Annotated in this window: 23 protein-coding genes; 15 read left to right on the forward strand and 8 right to left on the reverse strand. The window is 71.2% G+C overall.

What is annotated here, in order from left to right:
• Window positions 1-73: 73 nt before the first annotated feature.
• Window positions 74-898, forward strand: coding sequence for an endonuclease (locus tag ACH4NX_RS22790; RefSeq protein ID WP_351396727.1), 825 nt, complete (start codon window positions 74-76; stop codon window positions 896-898).
• A gap of 4 nt (window positions 899-902) precedes the next feature.
• Here the strand turns inward: ACH4NX_RS22790 and ACH4NX_RS22795 are convergent, their stop codons facing one another.
• The 3 genes from ACH4NX_RS22795 to speB all read right to left on the reverse strand — a co-directional run bounded on the left by ACH4NX_RS22795 (window position 903) and on the right by speB (window position 3934).
• The gene (locus ACH4NX_RS22795) at window positions 903-1157 is read right to left on the reverse strand and encodes a sortase domain-bontaining protein (protein WP_351396724.1); all 255 of its coding nucleotides are present in this window, start codon (window positions 1155-1157) and stop codon (window positions 903-905) included.
• Window positions 1158-1280: 123 nt separating this feature from the next.
• Window positions 1281-2966, reverse strand: a complete 1686-nt coding sequence (locus ACH4NX_RS22800) for a thiamine pyrophosphate-binding protein (RefSeq protein ID WP_351396721.1) — start codon at window positions 2964-2966, stop codon at window positions 1281-1283.
• Window positions 2963-3934, reverse strand: a complete 972-nt coding sequence (gene speB, locus ACH4NX_RS22805; protein WP_351396719.1) for an agmatinase — start codon at window positions 3932-3934, stop codon at window positions 2963-2965. The genes ACH4NX_RS22800 and speB overlap by 4 nt, the downstream gene beginning before the upstream one ends.
• Window positions 3935-4219: 285 nt before the next feature.
• Between speB and ACH4NX_RS22810 the strand changes: the two genes are divergently transcribed.
• Window positions 4220-5008, forward strand: coding sequence for a phosphatase (locus ACH4NX_RS22810; protein ID WP_351396716.1), 789 nt, complete (start codon window positions 4220-4222; stop codon window positions 5006-5008).
• Window positions 5009-5021: 13 nt separating this feature from the next.
• Here the strand turns inward: ACH4NX_RS22810 and ACH4NX_RS22815 are convergent, their stop codons facing one another.
• The 4 genes from ACH4NX_RS22815 to ACH4NX_RS22830 all read right to left on the reverse strand — a co-directional run bounded on the left by ACH4NX_RS22815 (window position 5022) and on the right by ACH4NX_RS22830 (window position 8793).
• Window positions 5022-6014: a cation diffusion facilitator family transporter gene (locus tag ACH4NX_RS22815; protein WP_398128598.1), complete on the reverse strand. Its 993-nt coding sequence runs from the start codon at window positions 6012-6014 to the stop codon at window positions 5022-5024.
• Between the two features lie 5 nt (window positions 6015-6019).
• Window positions 6020-6892 (reverse strand): acyl-CoA thioesterase, encoded by an 873-nt coding sequence (locus ACH4NX_RS22820; protein WP_398128597.1) that lies wholly within the window; start codon window positions 6890-6892, stop codon window positions 6020-6022.
• A gap of 10 nt (window positions 6893-6902) precedes the next feature.
• Window positions 6903-8060, reverse strand: a complete 1158-nt coding sequence (locus tag ACH4NX_RS22825) for an acyl-CoA dehydrogenase family protein (protein ID WP_351396708.1) — start codon at window positions 8058-8060, stop codon at window positions 6903-6905.
• A 97-nt stretch (window positions 8061-8157) separates the two neighbouring features.
• Entirely contained in the window at window positions 8158-8793 is a 636-nt protein-coding gene (locus ACH4NX_RS22830) for a TetR/AcrR family transcriptional regulator (protein WP_351396705.1), read from the reverse strand.
• A 113-nt stretch (window positions 8794-8906) separates the two neighbouring features.
• On the opposite strand from ACH4NX_RS22830, the gene ACH4NX_RS22835 reads away from it, so the two are divergent.
• The 10 genes from ACH4NX_RS22835 to ACH4NX_RS22880 all read left to right on the forward strand — a co-directional run bounded on the left by ACH4NX_RS22835 (window position 8907) and on the right by ACH4NX_RS22880 (window position 21916).
• On the forward strand, window positions 8907-10523 hold the full coding sequence (locus ACH4NX_RS22835; RefSeq protein ID WP_351396702.1) for a carboxyl transferase domain-containing protein: 1617 nt from the start codon (window positions 8907-8909) through the stop codon (window positions 10521-10523).
• A 37-nt stretch (window positions 10524-10560) separates the two neighbouring features.
• On the forward strand, window positions 10561-12498 hold the full coding sequence (locus ACH4NX_RS22840; protein ID WP_398128672.1) for an acetyl/propionyl/methylcrotonyl-CoA carboxylase subunit alpha: 1938 nt from the start codon (window positions 10561-10563) through the stop codon (window positions 12496-12498).
• Window positions 12495-13460, forward strand: coding sequence for a hydroxymethylglutaryl-CoA lyase (locus ACH4NX_RS22845; RefSeq protein ID WP_398128596.1), 966 nt, complete (start codon window positions 12495-12497; stop codon window positions 13458-13460). The genes ACH4NX_RS22840 and ACH4NX_RS22845 overlap by 4 nt, the downstream gene beginning before the upstream one ends.
• 5 nt (window positions 13461-13465) lie before the next feature.
• Window positions 13466-14626: an acyl-CoA dehydrogenase family protein gene (locus tag ACH4NX_RS22850; RefSeq protein WP_351396697.1), complete on the forward strand. Its 1161-nt coding sequence runs from the start codon at window positions 13466-13468 to the stop codon at window positions 14624-14626.
• A gap of 162 nt (window positions 14627-14788) precedes the next feature.
• Window positions 14789-15835 (forward strand): ABC transporter substrate-binding protein, encoded by a 1047-nt coding sequence (locus tag ACH4NX_RS22855; RefSeq protein ID WP_398128595.1) that lies wholly within the window; start codon window positions 14789-14791, stop codon window positions 15833-15835.
• A gap of 26 nt (window positions 15836-15861) precedes the next feature.
• A complete protein-coding gene (locus ACH4NX_RS22860; RefSeq protein ID WP_351396691.1) occupies window positions 15862-16725 on the forward strand; it encodes a siderophore-interacting protein in 864 nt (287 codons plus the stop codon).
• 188 nt (window positions 16726-16913) lie between these two features.
• On the forward strand, window positions 16914-18356 hold the full coding sequence (gene desA, locus ACH4NX_RS22865) for a lysine decarboxylase DesA (protein WP_398128594.1): 1443 nt from the start codon (window positions 16914-16916) through the stop codon (window positions 18354-18356).
• Window positions 18340-19620, forward strand: coding sequence for a lysine N(6)-hydroxylase/L-ornithine N(5)-oxygenase family protein (locus ACH4NX_RS22870; RefSeq protein WP_351396685.1), 1281 nt, complete (start codon window positions 18340-18342; stop codon window positions 19618-19620). The genes desA and ACH4NX_RS22870 overlap by 17 nt, the downstream gene beginning before the upstream one ends.
• Window positions 19617-20147 carry a GNAT family N-acetyltransferase gene (locus tag ACH4NX_RS22875; protein WP_351396682.1) on the forward strand — a complete coding sequence of 177 codons (531 nt, stop codon included), beginning with the start codon at window positions 19617-19619 and terminating at the stop codon, window positions 20145-20147. Before ACH4NX_RS22870 ends, ACH4NX_RS22875 begins: the two co-directional genes overlap by 4 nt.
• Window positions 20144-21916 carry an IucA/IucC family protein gene (locus tag ACH4NX_RS22880; protein ID WP_398128593.1) on the forward strand — a complete coding sequence of 591 codons (1773 nt, stop codon included), beginning with the start codon at window positions 20144-20146 and terminating at the stop codon, window positions 21914-21916. Before ACH4NX_RS22875 ends, ACH4NX_RS22880 begins: the two co-directional genes overlap by 4 nt.
• A gap of 64 nt (window positions 21917-21980) precedes the next feature.
• Here ACH4NX_RS22880 and ACH4NX_RS22885 read toward each other — a convergent pair whose 3' ends face one another.
• Complete coding sequence (locus ACH4NX_RS22885; protein ID WP_398128592.1) at window positions 21981-23591, reverse strand: beta-N-acetylhexosaminidase; 1611 nt, start codon at window positions 23589-23591, stop codon at window positions 21981-21983.
• A gap of 117 nt (window positions 23592-23708) precedes the next feature.
• Between ACH4NX_RS22885 and ACH4NX_RS22890 the strand changes: the two genes are divergently transcribed.
• The 3 genes from ACH4NX_RS22890 (at window position 23709) to glmS (ending at window position 26819) form a co-directional block, all read left to right on the forward strand.
• Complete coding sequence (locus ACH4NX_RS22890) at window positions 23709-24623, forward strand: DUF4429 domain-containing protein (RefSeq protein ID WP_398128591.1); 915 nt, start codon at window positions 23709-23711, stop codon at window positions 24621-24623.
• Between the two features lie 88 nt (window positions 24624-24711).
• Window positions 24712-24969, forward strand: a complete 258-nt coding sequence (locus ACH4NX_RS22895) for a hypothetical protein (RefSeq protein ID WP_279559542.1) — start codon at window positions 24712-24714, stop codon at window positions 24967-24969.
• 32 nt (window positions 24970-25001) lie between these two features.
• On the forward strand, window positions 25002-26819 hold the full coding sequence (gene glmS / locus ACH4NX_RS22900) for a glutamine--fructose-6-phosphate transaminase (isomerizing) (RefSeq protein ID WP_398128590.1): 1818 nt from the start codon (window positions 25002-25004) through the stop codon (window positions 26817-26819).
• The last annotated feature ends 69 nt before the right edge of the window (window positions 26820-26888 follow it).

Raw genomic sequence — 26888 nt, forward strand, 5'->3', positions numbered from 1 at the left:
ACCCCACCTCCCACATGTCCATGTCACGCTCGTTGAACCGCTCCATTCAACCCGCGTAGATCGGACACCCCACATGCTCGCGATACGCATACGGCGCCGGAAAGCGGTGGCCCTTGCCACGGCGGCCGTCCTCGCCGGCCTCGCCGCCCCCACCCTGAGCGCGACTGAGGCCACGGCGACGACGTCCACGGCGACAGCCACGGCCTCGGACTACGACTCGACGTACTACAAGGACGCGGTCGGCAAGACGGGCGCCGACCTCAAGTCCTCGCTCCACACGATCATCAGCGACCAGACGAAGCTCTCGTACTCGGCGGTCTGGGACGCGTTGAAGACCACCGACCAGGACCCGGCCGACAGCGGCAACGTGATCCTGCTCTACTCGGGCCTCTCCCGCAGCAAGTCGCTGAACGGCGGCGACAGCGGCGACTGGAACCGGGAGCACGTGTGGGCCAAGTCCCACGGTGACTTCGGCACCTCCACCGGGCCCGGCACCGACATCCACCACCTGCGCCCCGAGGACGTCCGGGTCAACGGCGTCCGGGGCAACAAGGACTTCGACAACGGCGGCAGCGGCTTCACCGACAGCGGAGGCAGCCTCACCGACTCCGACTCCTTCGAGCCCCGCGACGCCGTCAAGGGCGACGTGGCCCGCATGATCTTCTACATGGCGGTCCGCTACGAGGGCGGCGACGGCTGGGCCGATCTGGAGGTCAACAGCAGCGTCGACAACGGCAGCAGCCCGTACATCGGCAAGCTCTCCATACTGAAGGCGTGGAACGACGAGGACCCGCCGGACGCCTTCGAGGAGCGCCGCAACCAGGTCATCTACGACTCCTACCAGCACAACCGCAACCCGTTCGTCGACCACCCGGAGTGGGTCGAGGCGATCTGGTAGACGGTCAGCCCACGAGGTCGGCGTAGACGATGATGTCGTCCGGGCGGTGACCGTCGGTGATCTCGCCGCCGCAGGTGATCAGGCGCAGCTCGGGGCGGTCGGTCCTGCCGTAGACCTTCTCGGTGGGGAACGCGTCCTTGTCGGCCTGTTCCAGCGCGGTGACGGCGAAGACCGCGCGGGTGCCGTCCTCACGGGCGACGTCGATCGTGTCGCCGGGCTTGATCTCGTCGACGTTCCTCATGACCGCCGGGCTCTCCACCGTGTCGAAGTGGCAGCGGTGGCGGTCGGCGAGGGAGAGGTGTGGGCGACGCCGGTCACCGCTACGGTGCCGACGGCTCCGCGGAGCACGCCGCGACGACGGCCGGCGGACATGGCGCTGCCGTCAGTCCAGATGCGTCGGCGCGAACATGCGCAGTACGGCGGGGAGGACGACGACCGACGGGCCCGGTGCGGCCAGTGCCTTCGCCAGGTCCGCCTCCAGCGTCCGCGGTGACGTGCGTACGCCCGGCACACCGAAGGACTCCGCCAGTGCCACGTAGTCGGGGCGGGTCAGTTCCGTCCCCGTCGGCTGTCCGAAGGCGTCCGTCATGTACTCGCGCAGGATGCCGTAGCCGCCGTCGTCGACGATGAGCCAGGTGACGTTCAGGTCGTACTGGCGGGCGGTGGCCAGTTCGGCGACGGAGTACAGGGCGCCGCCGTCGCCGGACACCGCGAGGACGGGGTGGGTGGGATCGGCGGCCGCGGCTCCCAGCGCCGCCGGGAAGCCGTAGCCGAGACCGCCGGCGCCCTGGGCCGAGTGCATGGTGTTGGGCACCTTGGCGTCGAAGGCCGACCACGCCCAGTAGGTCAGGATGGTCATGTCCCAGAAGGACGGGGCGCGGGCCGGGAGGGCCCTCCGGACGGCCGCCAGTACGTCCTGCTCCAGGGTGAGCTCCTGTGCGGCGATGCGTTCGCGGACCCGGTCCAGGACCGTGCGTACGCGCTCCGGGGCGGTGGGGTCGGTGCGCTCCTCTACCGTCTCCAGCAGCGCCTGGAGGGCGAGGCGGGCGTCGGCGTGGATGCCGAGGGCCGGGTGGTTGGACTCGAGCTTGCCGAGGTCGGCCTCGATCTGGACGATCCGGCCGCGCGGCTTGAACGTGTGGTAGTTCGAGGAGAGTTCGCCCAGGCCCGAGCCGACGACCAGGAGTACGTCGGCGTCCTCCAGGAAGTCCGTCGTGTGACGGTCCTCCAGCCAGGACTGGAGGGACAGGGGGTGGGTCCACGGGAACGCGCCCTTGCCGCCGTAGGTCGTGACGACGGGGGCCCGGAGCCGCTCCGCCAGTTGCCGCAGCTTCTTCGACGCGTCCGCGCGGACCACTCCCCCGCCCGCGATGACCGCGGGGCGCTCCGCGCGCGAGAGCAGGTCGGCCGCGAGGGCCGTCAGTTCGGGGCGCGGGGGCAGTTCCTCGGGGAAGGTGTCGCCGCCCGTCACCACCGGGATCGGTGTCTCGGCCAGGAGGACGTCCTGCGGAATCTCCACCCAGACCGGGCCGTGCGGGACGGTCAGCGCCGACGTCCACGCCTCGGCGATCGCGGACGGGATCTGGGACTGGGCGCGGACCGTGTGGACGGACTTCACCACGCCCCGGAAGGACGCCGCCTGGTCCGGGAGTTCGTGCAGGTAGCCGCGGCGGCCACCGCCCAGGCCGGCCGTCGGGACCTGGCTGCTGATCGCCAGTACGGGAGCGGAGGCCGCCCGCGCCTCCTGGAGCGCGGCCAGGGAGGTGAGGGCTCCCGGACCGGTGGACAGCAGCAGCGGGGCCGCCTCGCCGGTGATCCGGCCGTACGCGTCCGCCGCGAAACCGGCGTTGTTCTCCATCCGCAGGCCGATGTAGCGCAGGCCGGAGCGGCGCAGCGCGTCGAACACGCCGAGGGCGTGCTGGCCGGGCAGGCCGAAGACGGTGGTGGCGCCGAGCGAGGCCAGGGTCTCCACGACCAGGTCCCCGCCGTGGCGTCCGCCGGGAGGGTTCAGCGCGGCCTCCGTCTGGGCGGCGGTCGGACGGAGCACCAGGTCGTGGTCGTGGGTCACTTCGAGGCCTTCTCCTGGGCGATCTGGCGGGACATGATCGTGGTCAGTTCGTAGGCGGTGTGGGACGCCGCCACCGACGTGATCTCCGCGTGGTCGTACGCGGGGGCCACCTCGACGACGTCGGCCGACACCAGGTTGCAGGATGCCAGGCCGCGCAGGATCTCCAGCAGTTCGCGGGAGGTCATGCCGCCGGCCTCGGGGGTGCCGGTGCCGGGAGCGTGGGCCGGGTCCAGGCAGTCGATGTCGATGGAGATGTACAGGGGACGGTCGCCGATGCGCTGCCGGAGCTGGTCGGCGACCTCGTCGGCGCCGCGGCGGTAGACGTCGGCGGAGGTGACGATGCCGAAGCCCATCTTCTCGTCGTCGGTGAGGTCCTGCTTGCCGTACAGGGGCCCGCGGGTGCCCACGTGGGAGAGGGCCGACGTGTCGAGGACGCCCTCCTCGACGGCGCGCCGGAACGGGGTGCCGTGGGTGTACTCGGCGCCGAAGTAGGTGTCCCAGGTGTCCAGGTGGGCGTCGAAGTGGAGCAGGGCGACCGGGCCGTGCCTCCGGGCGACCGAGCGGAGCAGCGGCAGGGCGATGGTGTGGTCGCCGCCCAGGGTCATCAGGCGGGCGCCGGTGCCGAGGAGGTCGTCGGCGGCGGCCTCGACGGTCTCGACGGCCTCGTTGATGTTGAAGGGGTTCACGGCGATGTCGCCGCCGTCCGCGACCTGGGCGAGGGCGAAGGGGGAGGCGTCCTGGGCCGGGTTGTAGGGGCGCAGCAGACGCGACGCCTCCCGGATGGCGTTGCCACCGAAGCGGGCGCCCGGCCGGTACGAGACGCCGGAGTCGAACGGCACACCCACCACGGCGACGTCGGCGGTGCCCACCTCGTCCAGGCGGGGCAGCCGGGCGAAGGTCGCGGGACCGGCGTACCGGGGGACGCGGGAGGAGTCGACGGGGCCGCGGGGCGTCTCGTTGCTGCTCATGTACTGCCTTCCTTCTTACGCTTCGTCGCGTATGTACTACTGTCGTCCGACTCTACTGGTGAGCGGGCAGCGCCGGTGAGAACCCGTTTCCGGGGGCCGTCCGTACCGCGGCCGCCGGGCCGGGTCGCAGACTAGGGGGCCGACGTGCGGCTGCACATGTACGTTCCGTCCATACGCCTCCTCGGGACTGGAGGAAACGTCCATGGCGCCGACCGGAAGGGTGACCCACGTCCCAGCGTGGGACATGCCCGAGACGCCGACCGGTGGCTGCCTCACAATGGAGCCATGCCGATACCCGGGACACCCAGCCGCGCCGAACTCGCCGAACACCTCGTCAGAACGCGTATCGCGGGCGACGTCGCCACTCCCCGCGAGAACAACCTCTCCCACTACCGGAAGCTGGCGAACGGCGACCGCAACTTCTGGCTCGGCCTGGAACTGGGCGACCGCTGGAGTGACGAGCAGGACGTGCTCGCGGTGATGGCGGAGCGGGTCGGCGTCAACGACGACCCCGAATACCGGTACGGCCAGGACACCATCGACCCCGAGCTGACCGTGGCCGCGCTGGAACGCATGGCCGGGCGGCTGCGCAAGGCGGCCGACGGCGGGCAGCGGGTGCTGTTCGCGACCGGTCACCCGGGCGGCCTGCTCGACGTGCACCGCGCCACGGCCGACGCGCTGCGCACCGCCGGCTGCGAGATCGTCGTGATCCCGGAGGGGCTGACGACGGAGGAGGGGTACGTCCAGCAGTTCGCGGACGTGGCCGTGCTGGAGCACGGTGCCTCGCTGTGGCACACCCATTCCGGTGAACCGATGAAGGCCATCCTGACCGGTCTGGAGCGGGCGGGCCGTCCGCTGCCCGACCTGGTGGTCGCCGACCACGGCTGGGCCGGTTGCGCCGCCCAGCACGGCCTCGACTCCGTCGGTTACGCGGACTGCAACGACCCGGCGCTCTTCGTCGCCGAGTCCGAGGGCACCCTCCAGGTCGCGGTGCCGCTGGACGACCACGTGGTCAGCCCGCGCTACTACGACCCGATGACGGCGTATCTGCTGACGGAGGCGGGGCTGAAGTAGCCCGGCCGGCCCGTCAGGGCCACGGGTTGAGTCCCTCCGAGCGGCGCTGCGCGAACCCGGGCGTCGGGTCGAGATAGACCCGGCGCACCACCGGGAACTCCTCCCGCAGCCGCTGCTCGGCCCGCTCGCACGCCCACTCGATCTGCGCGGCCGTCGCCACGTCCCGGAAGTCGACCTTGGCGGCGACCAGCGCCTCCCGCGGGCCCTGTACGAGGGTGGTCAGCTCCAGTACGGCCTCGATGTGCTCGACGGCCACCAGTTCCGCCCTGATCCGGTCGCGCACGGTGCGGGGCAGCGGGCGGCCGATGAGGAACTCGGCGTTGGAGCGGCCGAGCACCCAGGCGACGTACAGCAGCAGGGCGCCGATGCAGAGCGAGGCGACGCCGTCCCAGACGCCGGAGCCGGTGAGCTGCCCGCCGAGCAGGCCGGCCGCGGCAAGCAGCAGTCCGGCGAGGGCGGCGGAGTCCTCCATGACGACCGCCTTCACGGCGGTGTCGGGGGTGCGGCGCAGGTAGCGGCCGAAGGGCACCTTGTAGTGGCGGGCCTCGCCGCGCGCCTGTCTCAGGCCGGTGCGCAGGGAGTAGCCCTCCAGGAGGAAGGCGACGGCCAGGACGATGTACGCGATCAGCGGGTCGCCGGGTTCCTCGTCGTGGGTGAGGGCGTGGACGCCGTCGTAGAGGGCGAAGACCGCGCCGCCGACGAAGGTGGCGACGGCGGCGAGCAGCGCCCAGATGTAGCGCTCGGGGCCGTGGCCGAGGGGGTGGTCCTCGTCGGCGGGGCGGGTGCTGCGTTTGAGGGAGGTCAGCAGCAGGACCTCGGTGACGGTGTCGGCGACCGAGTGCGCGGCCTCCGACAGCATCGCGCTGGACCCGCTGAGCACACCGGCCACCGCCTTGGCGATGGCGATGCCCAGATTGGCGAGGGCGGCGACGATCACCGTGAAGGTGCTGTCGCCGCCGCCCGTCGTGTCCCGTGCTTCCCGTGCTTCCCGTGCAGGTTCCGCCATGCTCCTCAGTGTTCCCGAGGGACGCGGACCACGCCTTCCTGGATGACCGAGAGGGCGAGTCGCCCGTCCTGGGTGTAGATGCGGGCCTGGCCGAGGCCCCGGCCGCCGGACGCGGACGGCGACTCCTGGTCGTACAGCAGCCACTCGTCGGCGCGGAAGGGCCGGTGGAACCACATCGCGTGGTCCAGTGAGGCCCCGACGACGTCGCCGACGGCCCAGCCGCCGCGGCCGTGCGCGAGCAGGACCGAGTCGAGGAGGGTCATGTCGGAGACGTAGGTGGCGAGGACGACGTGCAGAAGGGGGTCGTCGGTGAGTTTGCCGTTGGTGCGGAACCACACCTGGGAGTGGGGCTCGCGCGGGGTGCCGAAGTCGCCGAAGGGCGGGTCGTCGACGTAGCGCAGGTCGACGGCCGCGCGGGCCTCGAGGAAGCGTTCGACGGTCTCGGCGGGCAGGTGCGGGTAGCTCCGCAGCCGGTGCTCGCCGGTGGGCAGGGTCGCCGGGTCCGGTGCGGACGGCATGGGGGCCTGGTGGTCGAGTCCCTCCTCGTACGTCTGGAAGGACGCCGACAGACCGAAGATCGGCTTGCCGTGCTGGACGGCGACCACGCGGCGGGTGGTGAAGGAGCGGCCGTCGCGCAGGCGGTCGACGTTGTAGACGATGGGGGCGCCGGGGTCGCCGGGGCGCAGGAAGTACGCGTGCAGGGAGTGCGCGTGCCGGTCGGTGGGAACCGTGCGCCCGGCGGCCACCAGGGCCTGGGCGGCCACCTGCCCGCCGAAGACCCGGGGGACGACGGCGGAGCGGGAGTGGCCGCGGAAGATGTCCTCCTCGATCCGCTCGAGATCGAGCAGGTCGAGGAGGGACTGGAGTGCTTCGCTCATGCCCTGAGGGTTACAGGCCCATGTTCTTCGCGATGATCATCTTCATGACCTCGCTGGTGCCGCCGTAGATGCGGTTGACGCGGTTGTCCGCGTACAGGCGGGCGATCGGGTACTCGTTCATGTAGCCGTAGCCGCCGTGCAGCTGGAGGCAGCGGTCGATGACGCGGTGGGCGACCTCGGTGCAGAACAGCTTGGCGCTGGCGGCCTCGGCGGGGGTGAGTTCACCGGCGTCCAGGGCCTCGGTCGCGCGGTCGGCGACGGCCTCGGCGGCGTCCACCTCGGCCTGGCAGGCGGCCAGCTCGAACTTGGTGTTCTGGAAGCTGGCGACCGGCTTGCCGAAGACGGTGCGCTCCTGCACGTAACTCTTGGCGAAGCGGACGGCGGCGGCGGCCTGCGCGTAGGCGCCGTAGGCGATGCCCCAGCGCTCGGAGGCGAGGTTGTGGCCGAGGTAGGAGAAGCCCTTGTTCTCCTCGCCCAGGAGGTCCTCGACGGGCACCTTGACGTCGACGAAGGCCAGCTCGGCGGTGTCGGAGGTGCGCAGGCCCAGCTTGTCCAGCTTGCGGCCCACCGAGTAGCCCTCGGACTTGGTGTCCACGGCGAACAGGGAGATGCCGTGGCGGCGGTCCTCGGCCGTGGGGGCGTCGGTGCGGGCGCAGACGATCACCTTGTCGGCGTGCACGCCGCCGGTGATGAAGGTCTTGGCGCCGTTGAGGACGTAGTGGGTGCCGTCCTCGGAGAGCTTGGCGGTGGACTTCATGCCCGCGAGGTCGGAACCGGTGCCCGGCTCCGTCATCGCGATGGCCCACATCTCCTCGCCGGTGACGAACTTCGGCAGGTAGCGCTTCTTCTGCTCGTCGGTGGCCAGCATGTTGATGTAGGGCAGGGCGAGCAGCACGTGCACGCCGGAGCCGCCGAACTGGACGCCCGCGCGGGCGGTCTCCTCGTAGAGGACCGCCTCGAACTTGTGGCTGTCCATGCCGGCGCCGCCGAACTCCTCGGGCACGTTGATGCCGAAGATGCCCAGCTCACCGAGCTTGTAGTAGAAGTCGCGCGGCGCCTGGCCCGCGGCGAACCACTCGTCGTAGACGGGGACGACCTCGGCCTCGATGAAGGCGCGGATGGTCTCCCGGAACGCCTCGTGGTCCTCGTTGAACACCGTACGGCGCACCGCGCCACCTCCAGGGTACGTATCTAAGCGCTTGCTCAGACTTCACCGTACCGGCGGGTAGGGAGGGGCGTCCAGAGTCGGCGCTACGTAACCCTCGTCACTCCCCGCTCCCCTTCCCGCTCCCCTCCGCGTCCCCCTCCTCGGCCACCGCCGCGAACGCCCCCCGCGCCATCCGGTGCAGCAGCGACGCCGTCACCGCGCGGCCGGGCAGGGAGCCGGGGCGGCCCAGGTGCGGGGTGGAGTTCAACAGGCCGAAGACCGAGTGGACCGCGGAGCGGGCGGCGGGCTCGGCGACGGCCGGGTAGACCTGGCGGAGTACCCCGACCCACAGCTCCACGTACCGCCGCTGCAACTGCCGCACCATCTTGCGGTCGGCGTCCCGGAGGCGGTCCAGCTCGCGGTCGTGCAGGGTGATGAGCGGGCGGTCGTCGAGCGCGAAGTCGATGTGTCCCTCGATCAGCGAGTCGAGGACCGCCTCGGAGCCGGTCGCCTCGCCGGCCTTCGCCAGCCGCCGCTTCGCCCCGGTCAGCAGCGAGTCACTGATCCCGATCAGCAGCTCGGCGAGCATCGCGTCCTTGCCGGCGAAGTGCCGGTAGAGGCCGGGACCGCTGATGCCGACCGCGGCGCCTATCTCGTCGACGCCGACGCCGTGGAAGCCGCGCTCGGCGAAGAGCCGGGCGGCCTCCCTGAGGATCTGCTCGCGGCGGGTGGGGGCGTCGGTTCTCGTGGCCATGGAGTCGATTCTAGACAGAGGGGTTAGCGCTCGTTAACCTGAGGGAAATGCGTTAACGCTCATTAACCGATCGAGCGATCGAGTGATCGACCATCAGGTGAGGGGACCGCGGGATGCACGAGGCACCGGAGCTGACGACGGCGGCGGATCCCGCGTCGGAGGCCTTTCGGGCCAACGAGGAGGCGCACCGCGTCCTCGTGGAGGAGCTGCGCGCCAAGCTCGCGGCCGCCCGGCTCGGCGGCGGCGAGCGGGCCCGGGCCCGGCACACCGCGCGCGGCAAGCTGCTGCCGCGCGACCGCGTGGACACGCTGCTCGATCCGGGCTCGCCGTTCCTGGAGCTGGCGCCGCTCGCGGCCGACGGGCTCTACGACGGACAGGCCCCGGCCGCCGGCGTCATCGCCGGTATCGGGCGGGTGAGCGGCCGGGAGTGCGTGATCGTCGCCAACGACGCCACCGTCAAGGGCGGCACGTACTACCCGATGACCGTGAAGAAGCACCTGCGGGCGCAGGAGGTGGCGCTGGAGAACCGGCTGCCGTGCCTGTATCTCGTGGACTCCGGGGGCGCCTTCCTGCCGATGCAGGACGAGGTCTTCCCGGACCGCGAGCACTTCGGGCGGATCTTCTACAACCAGGCCCGGATGTCCGGCGCCGGCATCCCGCAGATCGCCGCCGTCCTCGGCTCCTGCACGGCGGGGGGCGCGTACGTCCCGGCGATGAGCGACGAGGCGGTGATCGTCCGCGGGCAGGGCACGATCTTCCTGGGCGGCCCGCCGCTGGTGAAGGCGGCCACCGGCGAGGTGGTCACGGCGGAGGAGCTGGGCGGCGGCGAGGTCCACTCGCGAGTGTCCGGGGTGACCGACCACCTGGCCGAGGACGACGCGCACGCGCTGCGGATCGTGCGGCAGATCGTCTCCACGCTGCCCGCGCGGGGCCCGCTGCCCTGGAGCGTCGAGCCGGCCGTCGAGCCGAAGGTGGACCCTCGGGGGATGTCCGGCGCGGTCCCGGTCGACTCCCGCACCCCCTACGACGTCCGCGAGGTCATCGCGCGGGTGGTGGACGGCTCCCGGTTCGCCGAGTTCAAGTCCGAGTACGGGCAGACCCTCGTCACCGGCTTCGCCCGTGTCCACGGCCACCCGGTGGGGATCGTCGCCAACAACGGCATCCTGTTCTCCGAGTCGGCCCAGAAGGGCGCCCACTTCGTCGAGCTGTGCGACCAGCGCGGCATCCCGCTGGTGTTCCTGCAGAACATCTCCGGGTTCATGGTCGGCCGGGACTACGAGGCCGGGGGCATCGCCAAGCACGGCGCCAAGATGGTGACGGCGGTGGCGTGCGCGCGCGTGCCCAAGCTGACGGTCGTCGTGGGCGGGTCCTACGGCGCGGGGAACTACTCGATGTGCGGGCGGGCGTATTCGCCGCGGTTCCTGTGGATGTGGCCGGGCGCCAAGATCTCGGTGATGGGCGGCGAGCAGGCCGCGTCCGTGCTGGCCACGGTCAAGCGGGACCAGCTGGAGGCGCGCGGGGAGGACTGGCCGCCCGAGGAGGAGGAGACCTTCAAGGCGCCGATCCGTGCGCAGTACGAGCATCAGGGGAACGCTTACTACGCGAGTGCCCGCCTGTGGGACGACGGGGTGATCGAGCCGGCCGACACCCGGCAGGTGCTGGGCCTGGCCCTGACCGCGTGTGCCAACGCGCCACTGGGCGAGCCCCGGTTCGGCGTCTTCCGGATGTGAGGAGGGGACTTCGATGGGAAGCGCGATGGGGAGCTCGATGTTCGACACGGTACTGGTGGCCAACCGCGGTGAGATCGCGGTGCGCGTCATCCGGACTCTGCGCTCGATGGGCGTGCGCTCGGTGGCGGTCTTCTCCGACGCCGACGCGGACGCGAGGCACGTGCGGGAGGCCGACGAGGCGGTACGGATCGGTCCGGCGCCGGCGGCGGAGAGCTATCTGTCCGTCGAGCGGCTGCTGGACGCGGCGGCCAGGACGGGGGCGCGGGCCGTCCACCCGGGGTACGGCTTCCTCGCCGAGAACGCCGGCTTCGCGCGGGCCTGCGAGCAGGCGGGGCTGGTCTTCATCGGGCCGTCCGCCGACGCCATCGCCCTGATGGGCGACAAGATCCGCGCCAAGGAGACGGTGAAGGCGGCCGGGGTGCCGGTGGTGCCGGGCAGCAGCGGCAGCGGACTGACGGACGCGCAGCTCGCCGACGCCGCCCGCGAGATCGGCACGCCGGTGCTGCTCAAGCCGTCGGCCGGTGGTGGCGGCAAGGGCATGCGGCTGGTGCGGGACGAGGCCGTGCTCGCCGACGAGATCGCCGCCGCCCGCCGCGAGGCCCGCGCCTCCTTCGGCGACGACACGCTGCTGGTGGAGCGGTGGATCGACCGGCCCCGGCACATCGAGATCCAGGTCCTGGCCGACGGCCACGGGAACGTCGTGCACCTGGGCGAGCGCGAGTGCTCGCTGCAACGCCGGCACCAGAAGATCATCGAGGAGGCGCCGAGCGTGCTCCTCGACGAGGCGACCCGCGCCGCGATGGGCGAGGCGGCCGTGCAGGCGGCGCGCTCGTGCGGCTACCGGGGCGCGGGGACGGTGGAGTTCATCGTGCCGGGCGAGGACCCCTCGCAGTACTTCTTCATGGAGATGAACACCCGCCTCCAGGTCGAGCACCCGGTGACCGAGCTGGTCACCGGCCTGGACCTGGTGGAGTGGCAGCTGCGGGTGGCGGCGGGCGAGCCGCTCGGTCTCGCGCAGGAGGACGTCCGGCTGACCGGGCACGCCGTGGAGGCCCGGCTGTGTGCCGAGGACCCTGCCCGTGGCTTCCTCCCCTCGGGCGGCACGGTGCTGCTGCTGCGCGAGCCGGAGGGCGACGGCGTCCGCACCGACTCCGGGCTCAGCGAGGGCGGCGAGGTCGGCAGCCTCTACGACCCGATGCTGTCCAAGGTGATCGCGTACGGACCCGACCGCGCCACCGCTCTGCGCAAGCTCCGGGCGGCCCTGGCCCGGACTCTCACGCTGGGCGTGCAGACCAACGCCGGGTTCCTGCGCCGGCTGCTGGCCCACCCGGCGGTGGTGGCGGGCGAGCTGGACACCGGACTGGTGGAGCGCGAGGTCGACGGCCTGGTCGCCACCGGCGTACCGGAGGAGGTGTACGAGGCGGCGGCGGCCGTACGGCTGGAGGCGCTGCGTCCGCGCGGCGACGGGTGGACGGACCCGTTCTCGGTGCCGAGCGGGTGGCGCATGGGCGGCGAGCCGAAACCCGTCACCTTCCACCTGCGGGTCACCGATCCGGTGGAACACACCCCGCGCGGCACGCACACCGTCACCGAGGACCGGGTGTCGGTGACCCTGGACGGCGTCCGGCACACCTTCCACCGCGCCGCCGACTGGCTCGGCCGCGACGGCGACGCCTGGCAGGTGCGCGACCACGACCCGGTCGCCGCCTCGCTCACGGGCGCCGCCCACGCGGGCGCCGACTCGCTGACCGCGCCGATGCCGGGCACGGTGACGGTGGTGAAGGTCGCCGTCGGCGACGAGGTGAGCGCGGGGCAGAGCCTGCTGGTCGTGGAGGCGATGAAGATGGAGCACGTCATCTCCGCCCCGCACGCCGGCACGGTCGCCGAGCTGGACGTGGCGCCGGGCACGACGGTCGCCATGGACCAGGTGCTGGCGGTCATCGCACCCGACGACGGGACGGAGGAGACGAAGTGAACACTCCCGGTCCGGGCCTGCCCATGACCGTACCGGCGGGCGGCCTGCCCGCCCGCGTCCGGATCCACGAGGTCGGCGCGCGTGACGGCCTGCAGAACGAGAAGGCGACCGTCCCGGCGGTGGTGAAGGCGGAGTTCGTCCGCCGCCTGGCCGGCACCGGTCTGACCACCATCGAGGCGACGAGCTTCGTGCACCCCAGGTGGGTGCCCCAGCTGGCGGACGCGGAGGAGCTGTTCCCGGCGGTCGCGGACCTGCCGGTCGACCTCCCCGTCCTGGTGCCGAACGAACGCGGACTCGACCGGGCCCTGGCGCTCGGCGCCCGCCGCGTCGCGGTCTTCGCCAGCGCCACGGAGTCCTTCGCCCGGGCCAACCTCAACCGCACGCTGGACGAGGCCCTGGCCATGTTCGAGCCGGTGGTGGCGCGGGCGAAGTCGTCGGACGTCCACGTCCGCGGCTACCTCTCCATGTGCTTCGGCGACCCGTGGGAGGGCGCGGTCCCCGTGGAGCAGGTGGTGAGGGTCTGCCGGGCCCTGCTCGACATGGGCTGCGACGAACTGAGCCTGGGCGACACCATCGGGGTGGCGACCCCGGGACACGTCGGCGCGCTGCTCACCGCGCTCAGCGAGGCCGGCGTCCCCGTGGAGGCGCTCGGCGTCCACTTCCACGACACCTACGGCCAGGCCCTGTCGAACACATACACCGCCCTCCGGCACGGCGTGACGACCGTCGACGCCTCCGCCGGCGGACTGGGCGGCTGCCCCTACGCGAAGTCCGCCACCGGCAACCTCGCCACCGAGGACCTCGTGTGGATGCTGCGCGGCCTCGGCATCGACACCGGGGTCGACCTCGGCTCTCTCGTCGCCACCAGCGTCTGGATGGCCGCCCACCTGGGCCGACCCAGCCCGTCCCGCACCGTTCGGGCCCTCGCGGGCTCGGGCGACGACTCCCACAAGGAGCACTGACAACCATGGACCACAAGCTCTCCCCCGAGCTGGAGGACCTCCGCCGCACGGTGGAGGCGTTCGCGCACGACGTCGTGGCGCCCAAGATCGGCGACTTCTACGAGCGGCACGAGTTCCCGTACGAGATCGTCCGGGAGATGGGCCGCATGGGCCTGTTCGGCCTGCCGTTCCCGGAGGAGTACGGCGGCATGGGCGGCGACTACCTGGCGCTCGGCATCGCCCTGGAGGAGCTGGCCCGGGTCGACTCGTCGGTGGCGATCACGCTGGAGGCGGGCGTCTCGCTGGGCGCGATGCCGCTCCACCTGTTCGGGACCGAGGAGCAGAAGCGCGAGTGGCTGCCCCGGCTGTGCTCCGGCGAGATGCTCGGCGCGTTCGGCCTGACCGAGCCCGACGGCGGCTCGGACGCGGGCGCGACGCGTACGACGGCCCGCCTGGACGAGGCGACGGACGAATGGGTCATCAACGGCACCAAGTGCTTCATCACCAACTCGGGCACGGACATCACGGGCCTGGTGACGGTCACCGCGGTCACCGGCCGGGGGCCGGACGGACGGCCCCTGATCTCGGCGATCATCGTCCCGTCCGGCACCCCGGGCTTCACGGTGGCCGCGCCGTACTCGAAGGTCGGGTGGAACGCGTCGGACACCCGTGAGCTGTCCTTCTCCGACGTCCGGGTCCCGGCGGCGAACCTGCTGGGTGAACAGGGCCGCGGCTACGCCCAGTTCCTGCGCATCCTCGACGAGGGGCGGATCGCCATCGCCGCGCTGGGCACGGGGCTCGCGCAGGGCTGTGTGGACGAGTCGGTCAAGTACGCGAAGGAACGTCACGCCTTCGGCAGGCCGATCGGCGCCAACCAGGCCATCCAGTTCAAGATCGCCGACATGGAGATGAAGGCCCACACGGCCCGGCTCGCGTGGCGCGACGCGGCGTCCCGGCTGGTGACGGGCGATCCCTTCAAGAAGGAGGCGGCCCTGGCGAAGCTGTACTCGTCGACGGTCGCGGTGGACAACGCCCGGGAGGCCACGCAGATCCACGGCGGCTACGGCTTCATGAACGAGTACCCCGTGGCGCGCATGTGGCGGGACGCGAAGATCCTGGAGATCGGCGAGGGCACGAGCGAGGTCCAGCGGATGCTGATCGCGCGGGAGTTGGGCCTGGTGAGCTGAGGTCCACGCCGGTCCGGGCCGGTCCGGGCCGGTCCGGGCCGGTCCGGGCGGGGTCGGCCGCGGCCCGCCCCCGGCCCGCCCCCTGGACAAGATCTGAGGTTAGGCTAACCTACCTTCGACTTGTCCCGCGGATGCTCCGCACCGTTCGAAAGCAGCCACGCCATGTTCAACGCCAGAGCTACCCATCCGACCCGACGCGGAATCCTCGCCGCAGGCGGTGCCGTCGGCCTCGGTGCCGTGCTCGCGGCCTGCGGTGACGACGACGCGAACGGCGGTGGCTCCGGCGAGGAGTCGGGGGCGGCCAAGTCCGGCCCCTGGTCCTTCAAGGACGACCGCGGCACGACCGTGAAGCTGGACGAGGTCCCGACGAACATCGTCGCCTTCACCGGTGTCGCCGCCGCCCTGTGGGACTACGGCGTCCAGGTCAAGGGCGTCTTCGGGCCCACCACGACCAAGGACGGCAAGCCCGACGTCCAGGCCGGCGACCTCGACGTCGACAAGGTCACCGTGCTCGGCAACGAGTGGGGCAAGCTCAACGTCGAGAAGTACGCCACCCTCGCCCCCGAGCTGCTCGTCACCACGACGTTCGACACCGCGGGCACCCTCTGGTCCGTCCCCGAGGAATCCAAGGACAAGGTCGCCAAGCTCGCCCCGAGCGTGGCGGTCTCCGTCTTCGACCGCCAGCTCACCCAGCCGCTCCAGCGCATGTGGGAGCTGGCGGAGTCGCTCGGCGCGGACATGAAGGCGAAGAAGGTCACCGACGCCAAGGCCGCCTTCGAGAAGGCCGCGGCCCGGCTGCGCGCCGCCGCGAAGGCCAAGCCCGAGATCAGGGTGCTGGCCGGCTCCGCGAGCGCCGAGCTCTTCTACGTCTCCGGCACCAACCTCTCCGTCGACCTGGAGTACTTCAAGGCCCTCGGCGTCAACTTCGTCGAGCCCTCCGAGGAGGCCAAGAAGGCGACCGGCGGCTGGTTCGAGAGCCTGAGCTGGGAGAACGTCGACAAGTACCCGGCCGACGTCATCATCATGGACGACCGCGCCTCGACCATCCAGCCCGCGGACATCACCGAGGGCACCTGGAAGCAGCTGCCCGCGGTCAAGGCCGGCCAGGTCATCTCCCGCTCCCCCGAACCGATCCTGTCCTACGACAAGTGCACGCCGCTGCTCGACAACCTGGCAGAGGCGATCGAGAACGCCAAGAAGGTCGGCTGACCCTCCCCTTCCTCCCGGAGCCCTCCATGACGACGGCCGTAGCCGCCCCGTTCCGCTTCTTCTCCCTCCAGGTCGTACGGACGAGGCGGCTCGGCCCGTCTCTGGCCCGGGTCACCTTCGCGGGGCCCGACCTGCGCGCCTTCCACTCCGACGGACAGGACCAGTCCCTGTCGCTGTTCCTGCCGCACCCGGGGCAGCCGGAGCCGGCGGTGCCCGTCGAGCTGGGGGACGGCTGGTGGCAGGGTTGGCGTGAACTGCCGGACGACGTACGGGCGGTGATGCGCTCGTACACGCTGCGGGCGCTGCGCCGGGACGGCGACGGAGACACCGTCGAGATAGACATCGACTTCGTACTGCACGGCGTCGGGCCGGGGGCCGACGACCTCCAGGCCGGCCCCGCCTCCCGCTGGGCCGCCGACGCAGCCCCCGGCGACCGGGTCGTACTGCTCGGCCCCGCGGTCGCCGACAACAGGGCGATCCGCTTCCGGCCACCCGAGGACACCGACCTGGTGGTGATCTGGGGCGACGAGACCGCCGTGCCGGCCGCCTGCGCCATCGTCGAGTCGCTGCCGGCCGGCACCCGCGCCCGGGTCTGGCTGGAGGTGCCGCACCCCGAGGACGCGCAGGAGCTGAGGACGGCGGCGGACGCCGAGATCAACTGGCTGGTCAAGGACGTCACCAGCGGACCCGAGTCGACCCTCGCCGCCCTCCGCGCGGCCCAACTGCCGCCCGCCGAGCACCCGTACGTCTGGATCGCCGGCGAGTCCGGCCGCGTCAAGCGGCTGCGCCGGCACTTCGTGGGCGAACGCGGCGTCGACCGCCGCCGCGTCACCTTCGTCGGCTACTGGCGCCAGGGCCTGACGGAGGAGCAACTCCGCGAACAGGGCTGACGCCCGCCCCTCAGGACCCTGGACGCCTCAACTCCCCCTCCGCGCCACGCAGATGGGGCGCCAGTGACGGCAGTCACGTAGAGGCACGCGTGTGAAACAGAATGAGTTAGGTTAGGCTACCCTAAGTTGAAGCCAGGGCCCTGCCCTCTCCCGTCCCTCTCGGACCGTCCCCACCGGAGGACCCCCACATGCGCTCGCACCTGCTCAACGACACCACCGCGGAGCAGTACCGCCGCTCCGTGACCGAAGGAGTCGAGCGGGTGGCCGCCAGGATCGCCACCACCGACCGCCCGTTCACCGGCGTCACGGTCGACGCCCTCTCCCCCCGTATCGACGAGATCGACCTCGACCGGCCGCTGCACGACACGGCCGCGGTCCTCGACGAGCTGGAGGACGTCTACCTCCGCGACGCCGTCTACTTCCACCACCCCCGCTACCTCGCCCACCTCAACTGCCCGGTCGTCATCCCGGCCGTGCTCGGCGAGGCCGTCCTGTCCGCCGTCAACTCCTCCCTGGACACCTGGGACCAGTCGGCCGGCGGCACGCTCATCGAGCGCAAACTGATCGACTGGACGACCGCCCGGATCGGCCTCGGCCCGGCGGCCGACGGCGTGTTCACCTCCGGCGGCACCCAGTCCAACCTCCAGGCGCTGCTGCTGGCCCGCGAGGAGGCCAAGTCCGAGAACCTCGCCGAGCTGCGCGTCTTCGCCTCCGAGGTCAGCCACTTCAGCGTCAAGAAGTCGGCGAAGCTGCTCGGCCTCGGTCCCGACGCCGTCGTGCCGATCCCCGTCGACCAGGACAAGCGCATGCGGACCGTCGCCCTCGCCCGCGAGCTGGAGCGCTGCGCCGAGGACGGCCTGGTCCCCATGGCCGTCGTCGCCACCGGCGGCACCACCGACTTCGGCTCCATCGACCCGCTGCCCGAGATCGCCGGGCTGTGCGAGCAGTACGGCGTGTGGATGCACGTGGACGCGGCCTACGGCTGCGGGCTGCTCGCCTCCCTGAAGTACCGGGACCGCATCGACGGCATCGAGCGGGCCGACTCGGTCACCGTGGACTACCACAAGTCCTTCTTCCAGCCGGTGAGTTCGTCCGCCGTGCTGGTGCGGGACGTGGCCACCCTGCGCCACGCCACCTACCACGCGGAGTACCTCAACCCGCGCCGCATGGTGCAGGAACGTATCCCCAATCAGGTGGACAAGTCCCTCCAGACCACCCGCCGCTTCGACGCGCTCAAACTGTGGATGACGCTGCGCGTGATGGGCGCCGACGGCATCGGGCAGCTCTTCGACGAGGTGTGCGACCTGGCCGCCGAGGGCTGGAAGCTGATCGCCGCCGACCCCCGCTTCGACGTCGTGGTCCGGCCGTCGCTGTCCACGCTGGTCTTCCGCTACGTACCGGCGGCCGTCACCGACCCCGCCGAGATCGACCGCGCCAACCTGTACGCCCGCAGGGCCCTGTTCGCCTCCGGCGACGCCGTGGTCGCGGGCACCAAGGTGGCCGGACGCCACTACCTGAAGTTCACCCTGCTCAACCCCGAGACGACCACGGCCGACATCGCCGCCGTCCTCGACCTGATCGCCGGCCACGCCGAGCAGTACCTGGGAGAGTCCCTTGACCGCGCTTCCTGAAGCCAGTGCCCCGTACGACTTCGTGGGGATCGGCCTCGGCCCCTTCAATCTCGGCCTCGCCTGCCTCACCGAGCCCATCGCCGAACTGAACGGCGTCTTCCTGGAGTCCAAGCCGGACTTCGAGTGGCACGCGGGCATGTTCCTGGACGGTGCCCACCTCCAGACGCCGTTCATGTCGGACCTGGTCACACTCGCCGACCCGACGTCCCCGTACTCCTTCCTCAACTACCTGAAGGAGAAGGGCCGGCTGTACTCGTTCTACATCCGGGAGAACTTCTACCCGCTGCGCGTCGAGTACGACGACTACTGCCGCTGGGCCGCGAACAGACTGAGCGGCGTCCGCTTCTCCACCACCGTCACCGAGGTGACGTACGACGAGACGGAGGAGCTGTACGTCGTCGCCACGACCGGCGGCGACACCTACCGCGCCCGCCGCCTCGTCCTCGGCACCGGCACCCCGCCGCACATACCCGACGCCTGCCGGGGCCTGGCCGGCGACTTCCTCCACAACAGCCGCTACATGCGGCACAAGGCCGAGCTCCAGAAGAAGGAGTCGATCACGCTGGTCGGCAGCGGCCAGTCCGCCGCCGAGATCTACTACGACCTGCTGAGCGAGATCGACGTCCACGGCTACCGGCTCAACTGGGTGACCCGCTCCCCGCGCTTCTTCCCCCTCGAATACACCAAGCTCACGCTGGAGATGACCTCCCCGGAGTACGTGGACTACTACCACGCGCTCCCGGAGGACACCCGCTACCGCCTCACGGCCGAGCAGAAGGGCCTGTTCAAGGGCATCGACGGCGACCTGATCAACGAGATCTTCGACCTGCTCTACCAGAAGAGGCTCGGCGGCCCGGTCCCCACCCGCCTGCTCACCAACTCGGCGCTCACCGGCGCCCGGTACGCGGACGGCAGATACACGCTCGGCTTCCGGCAGGAGGAACAGGGCAAGGACTTCGAGCTGGTCTCGGACGGCCTGATCCTCGCCACCGGCTACCGGTACGTCGAACCGGAGTTCCTGAAGCCGGTCCGCGACCGCCTGGTGTACGACGCCCACGGCGGCTTCGACGTCGGCCGCAACTACGCCGTCGACGTCACCGGCCAGGGCGTCTTCCTCCAGAACGCCGGCGTCCACACCCACAGCATCACCAGTCCCGACCTGGGTATGGGCGCATACCGCAACAGCTGCATCATCCGGGAGCTGCTCGGCACCGAGTACTACCCGGTCGAGAAGACCATCGCGTTCCAGGAGTTCTCCGTATGACCTTCACGTTCCGCCCCCTCGACCCGCTGAAGGACGCCGAGCTCCTGCACACCTGGGTCACCCACCCCAAGGCCGCCTTCTGGATGATGCAGGGCGCGAAGCTGGAGGACGTCGAGCGCGCGTACATGGAGATGGCCGCCGACGAGCACCACCACGCGCTGCTCGGCCTCCAGGACGGCGAGCCCGCCTTCCTGATGGAGAAGTACGACCCCGCCCACCGCGAACTGGTGGGCCTGTACACCCCGCTGCCCGGGGACGTCGGCATGCACTTCCTCACGCCCCCGACGGACCGGCCGGTACGGGGGTTCACCCGCTCCGTGATCACCGCCGTCATGGCGCACCTCTTCGAGGACCCGGCCACCCTGCGGGTGGTCGTCGAACCCGACGTCCACAACACGGCCGTGCACGCCCTGAACGAGGCAGTCGGTTTCGTGCCGGAGCGCGAGATCGACAAGCCCGAGAAGCGGGCCCTGCTCAGCTTCTGCACCCGGGAGCGGTTCCTCGCGGCGACGGCGGTGTCCGCATGAGCCTCGCCGACGCCGTCGCCCACCTCTCCCCCGAGCGCTGGGAGCAGGCCAACCGCCTCCTGGTCCGCAAGGCGCTGGCCGAGTTCACGCACGAGCGGCTGATCACGCCGGAACCCTCCGGTGGTGACGCGTACGTCGTCCGCGGCGACGACGGCAAGACCGAGTACCGCTTCACCGCCACCGTCCGCGCCCTGGACCACTGGCAGGTGGACGCGGACTCGATCACCCGCCATCGCGACGGCACCGAGCTCCCGCTCGCCGCCCTGGACTTCTTCGTCGAGCTGAAGGAGTCGCTGGGCCTGAGCGACAAGATCCTCCCCGTCTACCTGGAGGAGATCTCCTCCACCCTCTCCGGCACCTGCTACAAGCTCACCAAACCGAGGCTCACCTCCGCCGAGCTGGCCGGCAGCGGCTTCCAGGCCGTCGAGACCGGGATGACCGAGGGCCATCCCTGCTTCGTCGCCAACAACGGGCGGCTCGGCTTCGGCGTCCACGAGTACCTGTCGTACGCCCCGGAGACCGCGAGCCCGGTCCGGCTGGTGTGGCTGGCCGCGCACCGCTCCCGGGCGGCGTTCACGGCGGGCGTGGGCATCGAGTACGAGTCCTTCGTACGCGACGAGCTGGGCGAGGCGACCGTCGACCGTTTCCACGGCGTGCTGCGCGAGCGGGGCCTGGACCCGGCCGACTACCTGTTCATCCCGGTCCACCCGTGGCAGTGGTGGAACAAGCTCACCGTCACCTTCGCCGCCGAGGTAGCCCGCGGGCACCTGGTCTGCCTCGGCGAGGGCGACGACGAGTACCTGGCGCAGCAGTCCATCCGCACCTTCTTCAACACCTCGCACCCCGAGAAGCACTACGTGAAGACGGCCCTGTCCGTCCTCAACATGGGCTTCATGCGCGGCCTGTCGGCGGCGTACATGGAGGCGACCCCGGCCATCAACGACTGGCTCGCCCGGCTCATCGAGGGCGACCCGGTGCTGAAGTCGACGGGGCTGTCCATCATCCGGGAGCGGGCGGCCGTCGGCTACCGGCACCTGGAGTACGAGCAGGCCACCGACCGTTACTCGCCGTACCGCAAGATGCTGGCGGCGCTGTGGCGGGAGAGCCCCGTCCCGTCCCTGAAGGACGGCGAGACACTGGCCACCATGGCCTCGCTGGTCCACGTCGACCACGAGGGCGCCTCCTTCGCGGGCGCGCTGATCGAGCGGTCGGGGCTCGCGCCCACCGAGTGGCTGCGGCACTATCTGCGGGCCTACTTCGTGCCGCTGCTGCACAGCTTCTACGCCTACGACCTGGTCTACATGCCGCACGGCGAGAACGTGATCCTCGTGCTGGAGGGCGGGGTGGTGCGGCGGGCGGTCTACAAGGACATCGCCGAGGAGATCGCGGTGATGGACCCGGACGCGGTGCTGCCGCCGGAGGTCTCCCGCATCGCGGTGGACGTGCCCGAGGACAAGAAGCTCCTGTCGATCTTCACGGACGTCTTCGACTGCTTCTTCCGCTTCCTCGCCGCGAACCTCGCCGGCGAGGGGATCGTGGAGGAGGACGACTTCTGGCGCACGGTCGCGGAGGTCACCCGCGAGTACCAGGAGTCGGTGCCGGAGCTGGCCGAGAAGTTCGACCGGTACGACATGTTCGCGCCCGAGTTCGCGCTGTCCTGCCTCAACCGGCTGCAACTGCGCGACAACGAGCAGATGGTGGACCTCGCGGACCCGTCCGGCGCGCTCCAGCTCATCGGCAACCTGAAGAACCCGATCGCGGGCCTGTAGCGAAGGGCCCCGTACAGACGGGCGGGCACCCCGGGGACGGTCCTCCGGGGTGCCCGTCGGGTTTCTACGCCTCAGGCGCCCAGGGCACCTGCGGCGACCGGTAGTAGTCGATCCCGAGCGCCTCCCAGCGCGGCGCCTGCTCGGCGAGCCGCACCTTGTAGGTGTCCCAGTCGTGCGTCCTCGCCGGGGACCAGCCCAGTTCGGCGACGCCCGGCAGCCGGGGGAAGGCCATGAAGTCGAGCTGGTCCGGGGTCGCGAGGGTCTCCGTCCACATCGGCGCCTCGACACCCCGGACCGCGGAGTCCGGGGCGCCCGGCAGATAGGCGGCCGGATCCCAGTCGTAGGACCGCCGCACCTCCACGTGGCCCGCCCAGTCCAGGCCCAGCGGGGTGTCCTCGGTGTACTTCATGTCCAGGTACGTCCGGTCGGCCGGGGACAGGATCAGCCCGGTCCCGTTCCGCGCGGCCTCGGCGACCCGGGCCTTCTCCTCGGCACTGGTGCCGTCCAGGCCCCAGTACTGGACGAGCGCGCCCTTGGCCGGGCCCGCCGCGGCCAGCTGGTGCCAGCCGATGACCGTCTTGCCGTACTCGGCGACGATCGGCTGCACCCGGTCCATGAACGCCGCGAAGTCCTCGGGCGGGGTGGAGTGCGCCTCGTCGCCGCCGATGTGGAGGTGGCGGCCCGGGGTGAGCGCGGCGAGTTCGCGCACGACGTCGTCGACGAAGTCGTACGTGACGTCCTTGTCCACGCACAGCGTGGAGAAGCCGACCTCGATGCCGGTGTACAGCGGCGGCGCCGCGCCGTCGCAGTTCAGTTCTGCGTAGGAGGCGAGGGCCGCGTTGGTGTGGCCCGGCATGTCGATCTCGGGGACGACCTCCAGGTGGCGGGAGGCGGCGTAGCGGACGATCTCCCTGTAGTCGTCCTTGGTGTAATGGCCGCCTGGGCCGCCGCCGGCCTGGGTGGAGCCGCCGTACGTCGCCAGGCGCGGCCAGGAGTCGATGGCGATGCGCCAGCCCTGGTCGTCGCTGAGGTGCAGGTGGAGCTTGTTGTACTTGTAGAGGGCGACCCGGTCGATGTAGCGCTTGACCTCGTCGACGGTGAAGAAGTGCCGGGAGACGTCGAGCATGGCGCCGCGCCAGCCGTAGCGCGGGGTGTCCTCGATGGTGCCGCCCGCGACCAGCCAGGGGCCGCTCTGCACGGAGTCCTTCTCGACGGTGGCGGGCAGGAGCTGGCGGAGGGTCTGGACGCCGTGGAAGAGACCGGCGGCCTCGCGGGCGGTGATGGTGACGCCGTCGCTCCCGCTGTCGAGGCGGTAGCCCTCGTCGCCGTACGGGCCCTCGGCCAGGCGCAGCCGGATGCCGCCGTGGCCGTCGGAGGTGACGGGGAGCCGGTAGCCGGTGGAGGGCCGCAGGATCTCGGCGAGGTAGTCGCCGACCCGGCGGACCTCGCTGGAGTCGTCGACACGGATCCGGGTGGAGCGGGTGACGCGGTACGGGGCACCGCCCGGGTCGACCGAGGCGGGGGCCGGGATCACCCGGTCCAGGGGGGTCGCGGCCGTCTTCCGGACCGGTCCGGCGCCGGTGGTCATGGCGCCGACCGTCGCCACCAGCAGCAGCGACCCCAGCAGCCGGGGCAGGCGGGGAGCCGTTCTGTGGTGCCGTCGGTGAGGTGTCACGGGCGCTCCCTTCACGATGGTGCGCGGATGGGTGTGGGCGGTGGGCGGGTGCGGGCGGTGGGCAGGACCACTTTCCCTCACAACCGCCGTACGCAGAAGCGGTGGAACAATCCCCGCATGGCGGAAATCATCCAGAAGGACGGAACGTGGGTCTTCGACGGCGACACCCTGCGGCTGACTCCCGGACGGGACAAGAACGTCAGCCTGCTGCGCAAGGAACTGGGTGAACTGCTCGTCCCCCTGTCGGCGTTGGCGGGCATATCCTTCGAACAGGGCAAGAAGTCGGGGCGGCTGCGGCTGCGCCTGCGGGACGGCGCCGACCCCTTGCTGCACGCGACCGCCGGCCGGCTGGCCGAGCCGCACGACCCCTACCGGCTGACCGTGGACTCCGACCGGTACGGGGTCGCCGAGTACTTCGTGGACGAGGTGCGCAACGCCCTGCTCCTCGACCAGGTCCCGTCCGGCCCGGTGGACGCCTACCTGCTGCCCGGCCCCTCGGTCCCGCTGTCGGTGTCCGCCGGGGACGGGGTCGCCAGTTTCGACGGTGAGCGGGTGCGCCTGGAGTGGAAGTGGCAGGCGGAGGAGGCCAAGTCGGCCGGGGGCCCGCGCACCCTGCCCCTGTCGGACATCGCCGCGGTGGAGTGGCAGCCGACGGTCGGGCTGGAGAACGGCCACCTCCGCTTCACCGTGCGGGCGGCGCCGACCAAGGCGCCGCCCAAGTACGACCCGAACGCGGTGGAGCTGTGGGGCTTCAAGAGGGACCCGCTGATGGCGCTGGTGGCCGCGGCCGTGCAGGCCCGTCTCCCGCACCCGTCCGCACCGGCCGCCCCCGCCGCCCTGGGCGACGCCCCGCCGCCCGGGGACGCGCCCGCTCCGGTGCCCGCCGCTCCCGCGTCCCCCGCCGCCCCCGCCGAGGACGATCACGACGCGCTGCTGCGGCGGCTGCGTGAACTGGGCGACCTGCACCGCTCCGGAGTACTGACGGACGAGGAGTTCGCCCTGGCCAAACAGGCGGTCCTGAAGCGCATGTAGACATACCGGTCGACCCGCATCCGGCCCGCCTGCCCGAAATCGGGCAGGATTCTTGCGAAACCCTCCCCCGTACCTCAGGATCTACCGAGTGCACGACGAACTCGTTGATCACCTGACGCGGTCCACTCCCCTGAACCGGGGCGAGGCACTGCGCGTGATCCAGGACGTGCTCGCCTACTTCGACGAGACGACCGAGGAATTCGTCCGTCGCCGCCACCGCGAGCTCCAGGCCCAGGGCCTGGTGAACGCGGTGATCTTCGAACAGATCGAGGCGGACCTGAAATACCGGGCGGTCGCACCGCCGGAGCTGTCGCTCCGCCAGCTGCGCCGCATCGTCTACGGCTGAGAAGCCGAAGAGGACACGAGGTTTACGTATACATGTGCGGAATCGTCGGATACATCGGCAAGCGTGACGTCGCGCCCCTGCTGCTGGAGGGCCTCCAGCGCCTGGAGTACCGCGGCTACGACTCGGCGGGCATCGTCGTCACGTCCCCGAAGGCGGCCGGCCTGAAGATGGTCAAGGCCAAGGGCCGGGTCCGTGACCTGGAGGCCAGGGTCCCGGCACGCTTCAAGGGCACCACCGGCATCGCCCACACCCGCTGGGCCACCCACGGCGCCCCGTCCGACGAGAACGCCCACCCGCACATGTCGGCCGACCACAAGGTCGCCGTCGTGCACAACGGCATCATCGACAACGCCGCCGACCTGCGCCGCAAACTGGAGGCGGACGGCGTCGAGTTCCTCTCCGAGACCGACACCGAGGTCCTCGTCCACCTCATCGCCCGCTCCGAGGCCGTCAAGCTCGAGGACAAGGTCCGCGAGACCCTCCGGGTGATCGAGGGCACGTACGGCATCGCCGTGATGCACGCCGACTTCCCCGAGCGCATCGTCGTCGCCCGCAACGGCTCGCCGGTCGTCCTCGGCATCGGCGAGAAGGAGATGTTCGTCGCCTCGGACATCGCCGCGCTGGTCACCCACACCCGCCAGATAGTCACCCTCGACGACGGCGAGATGGCCACCCTCAAGGCCGACGACTTCCGTACGTACACCACCGAGGGCACCCGTACCACCTCGGAGCCCACCACCGTGGAGTGGGAGGCCGCCTCCTACGACATGGGCGGCCACGACACCTACATGCACAAGGAGATCCACGAGCAGGCCGAGGCCGTGGACCGCGTGCTGCGCGGCCGGATCGACGACCGCTTCTCCACCGTGCACCTCGGCGGCCTGAACCTGGACGCCCGCGACGCGCGTGCCGTGCGCCGGGTGAAGATCCTCGGCTGCGGCACCTCGTACCACGCGGGCCAGATCGGCGCCCAGATGATCGAGGAGCTGGCCCGCATCCCCGCGGACGCCGAGCCCGCCTCCGAGTTCCGCTACCGCAACGCGGTCGTCGACCCCGACACCCTGTACATCGCCGTCTCCCAGTCCGGTGAGACGTACGACGTGCTGGCCGCCGTGCAGGAGCTGAAGCGCAAGGGCGCCCGCGTCCTGGGCATCGTCAACGTGGTCGGCTCGGCGATCGCCCGCGAGGCCGACGGCGGCATGTACGTGCACGCCGGCCCCGAGGTCTGCGTCGTCTCCACCAAGTGCTTCACCAACACCTGCGTCGCCTTCGCGCTGCTGGCCCTGCACCTGGGCCGCACCCGCGACCTGTCCGTGCGCGACGGCAAGCGGATCATCGAGGGCCTGCGCAAGCTGCCCGCGCAGATCGCCGAGATGCTGGAGCAGGAGGAGAACGTCAAGAAGCTGGCCGCGCAGTACGCCGACGCCCGCTCGATGCTCTTCATCGGCCGCGTGCGGGGCTACCCGGTCGCCCGCGAGGCCTCCCTGAAGCTGAAGGAGGTCTCCTACATCCACGCCGAGGCCTACCCGGCCTCCGAGCTGAAGCACGGCCCGCTCGCCCTGATCGAGCCGGCCCTGCCGACGGTCGCGATCGTGCCGGACGACGACCTGCTGGAGAAGAACCGCGCGGCCATGGAGGAGATCAAGGCCCGCAGCGGCCAGATCCTCGCCGTCGCCCACCAGGAGCAGGAGAAGGCCGACCACACCATCGTCGTCCCGAAGAACGAGGACGAACTCGACCCCATCCTGATGGGCATCCCGCTCCAACTCCTCGCCTACCACACGGCGCTGGCGCTCGGCCGGGACATCGACAAGCCCCGCAACCTCGCCAAGTCGGTGACGGTGGAGTAGGGCGGGGCGTCCTCTTCCGCAGGACCCACCGGAGCGGCCCCCGGCACACGGGGGCCGCTCCGGTACGCC

Origin of the sequence: Streptomyces sp. NPDC017225 (genome assembly GCF_044331465.1) — a bacterium.
In the GTDB taxonomy this organism is placed as follows: domain Bacteria; phylum Actinomycetota; class Actinomycetes; order Streptomycetales; family Streptomycetaceae; genus Streptomyces.

Bases quoted from the DNA above. Each gene is read 5' to 3' on its own strand.
- ACH4NX_RS22790 (WP_351396727.1), top strand. From the start codon at position 74: ATGCTCGCGATACGCATACGGCGCCGGAAAGCGGTGGCCCTTGCCACG.
- speB (WP_351396719.1), bottom strand. From the start codon at position 3,934: ATGAGCAGCAACGAGACGCCCCGCGGCCCCGTCGACTCCTCCCGCGTC.
- ACH4NX_RS22810 (WP_351396716.1), top strand. From the start codon at position 4,220: ATGCCGATACCCGGGACACCCAGCCGCGCCGAACTCGCCGAACACCTC.
- ACH4NX_RS22815 (WP_398128598.1), bottom strand. From the start codon at position 6,014: ATGGCGGAACCTGCACGGGAAGCACGGGAAGCACGGGACACGACGGGC.
- ACH4NX_RS22820 (WP_398128597.1), bottom strand. From the start codon at position 6,892: ATGAGCGAAGCACTCCAGTCCCTCCTCGACCTGCTCGATCTCGAGCGG.
- ACH4NX_RS22830 (WP_351396705.1), bottom strand. From the start codon at position 8,793: ATGGCCACGAGAACCGACGCCCCCACCCGCCGCGAGCAGATCCTCAGG.
- ACH4NX_RS22835 (WP_351396702.1), top strand. From the start codon at position 8,907: ATGCACGAGGCACCGGAGCTGACGACGGCGGCGGATCCCGCGTCGGAG.
- ACH4NX_RS22840 (WP_398128672.1), top strand. From the start codon at position 10,561: ATGTTCGACACGGTACTGGTGGCCAACCGCGGTGAGATCGCGGTGCGC.
- ACH4NX_RS22850 (WP_351396697.1), top strand. From the start codon at position 13,466: ATGGACCACAAGCTCTCCCCCGAGCTGGAGGACCTCCGCCGCACGGTG.
- ACH4NX_RS22855 (WP_398128595.1), top strand. From the start codon at position 14,789: ATGTTCAACGCCAGAGCTACCCATCCGACCCGACGCGGAATCCTCGCC.
- ACH4NX_RS22860 (WP_351396691.1), top strand. From the start codon at position 15,862: ATGACGACGGCCGTAGCCGCCCCGTTCCGCTTCTTCTCCCTCCAGGTC.
- desA (WP_398128594.1), top strand. From the start codon at position 16,914: ATGCGCTCGCACCTGCTCAACGACACCACCGCGGAGCAGTACCGCCGC.
- ACH4NX_RS22875 (WP_351396682.1), top strand. From the start codon at position 19,617: ATGACCTTCACGTTCCGCCCCCTCGACCCGCTGAAGGACGCCGAGCTC.
- ACH4NX_RS22880 (WP_398128593.1), top strand. From the start codon at position 20,144: ATGAGCCTCGCCGACGCCGTCGCCCACCTCTCCCCCGAGCGCTGGGAG.
- ACH4NX_RS22890 (WP_398128591.1), top strand. From the start codon at position 23,709: ATGGCGGAAATCATCCAGAAGGACGGAACGTGGGTCTTCGACGGCGAC.
- glmS (WP_398128590.1), top strand. From the start codon at position 25,002: ATGTGCGGAATCGTCGGATACATCGGCAAGCGTGACGTCGCGCCCCTG.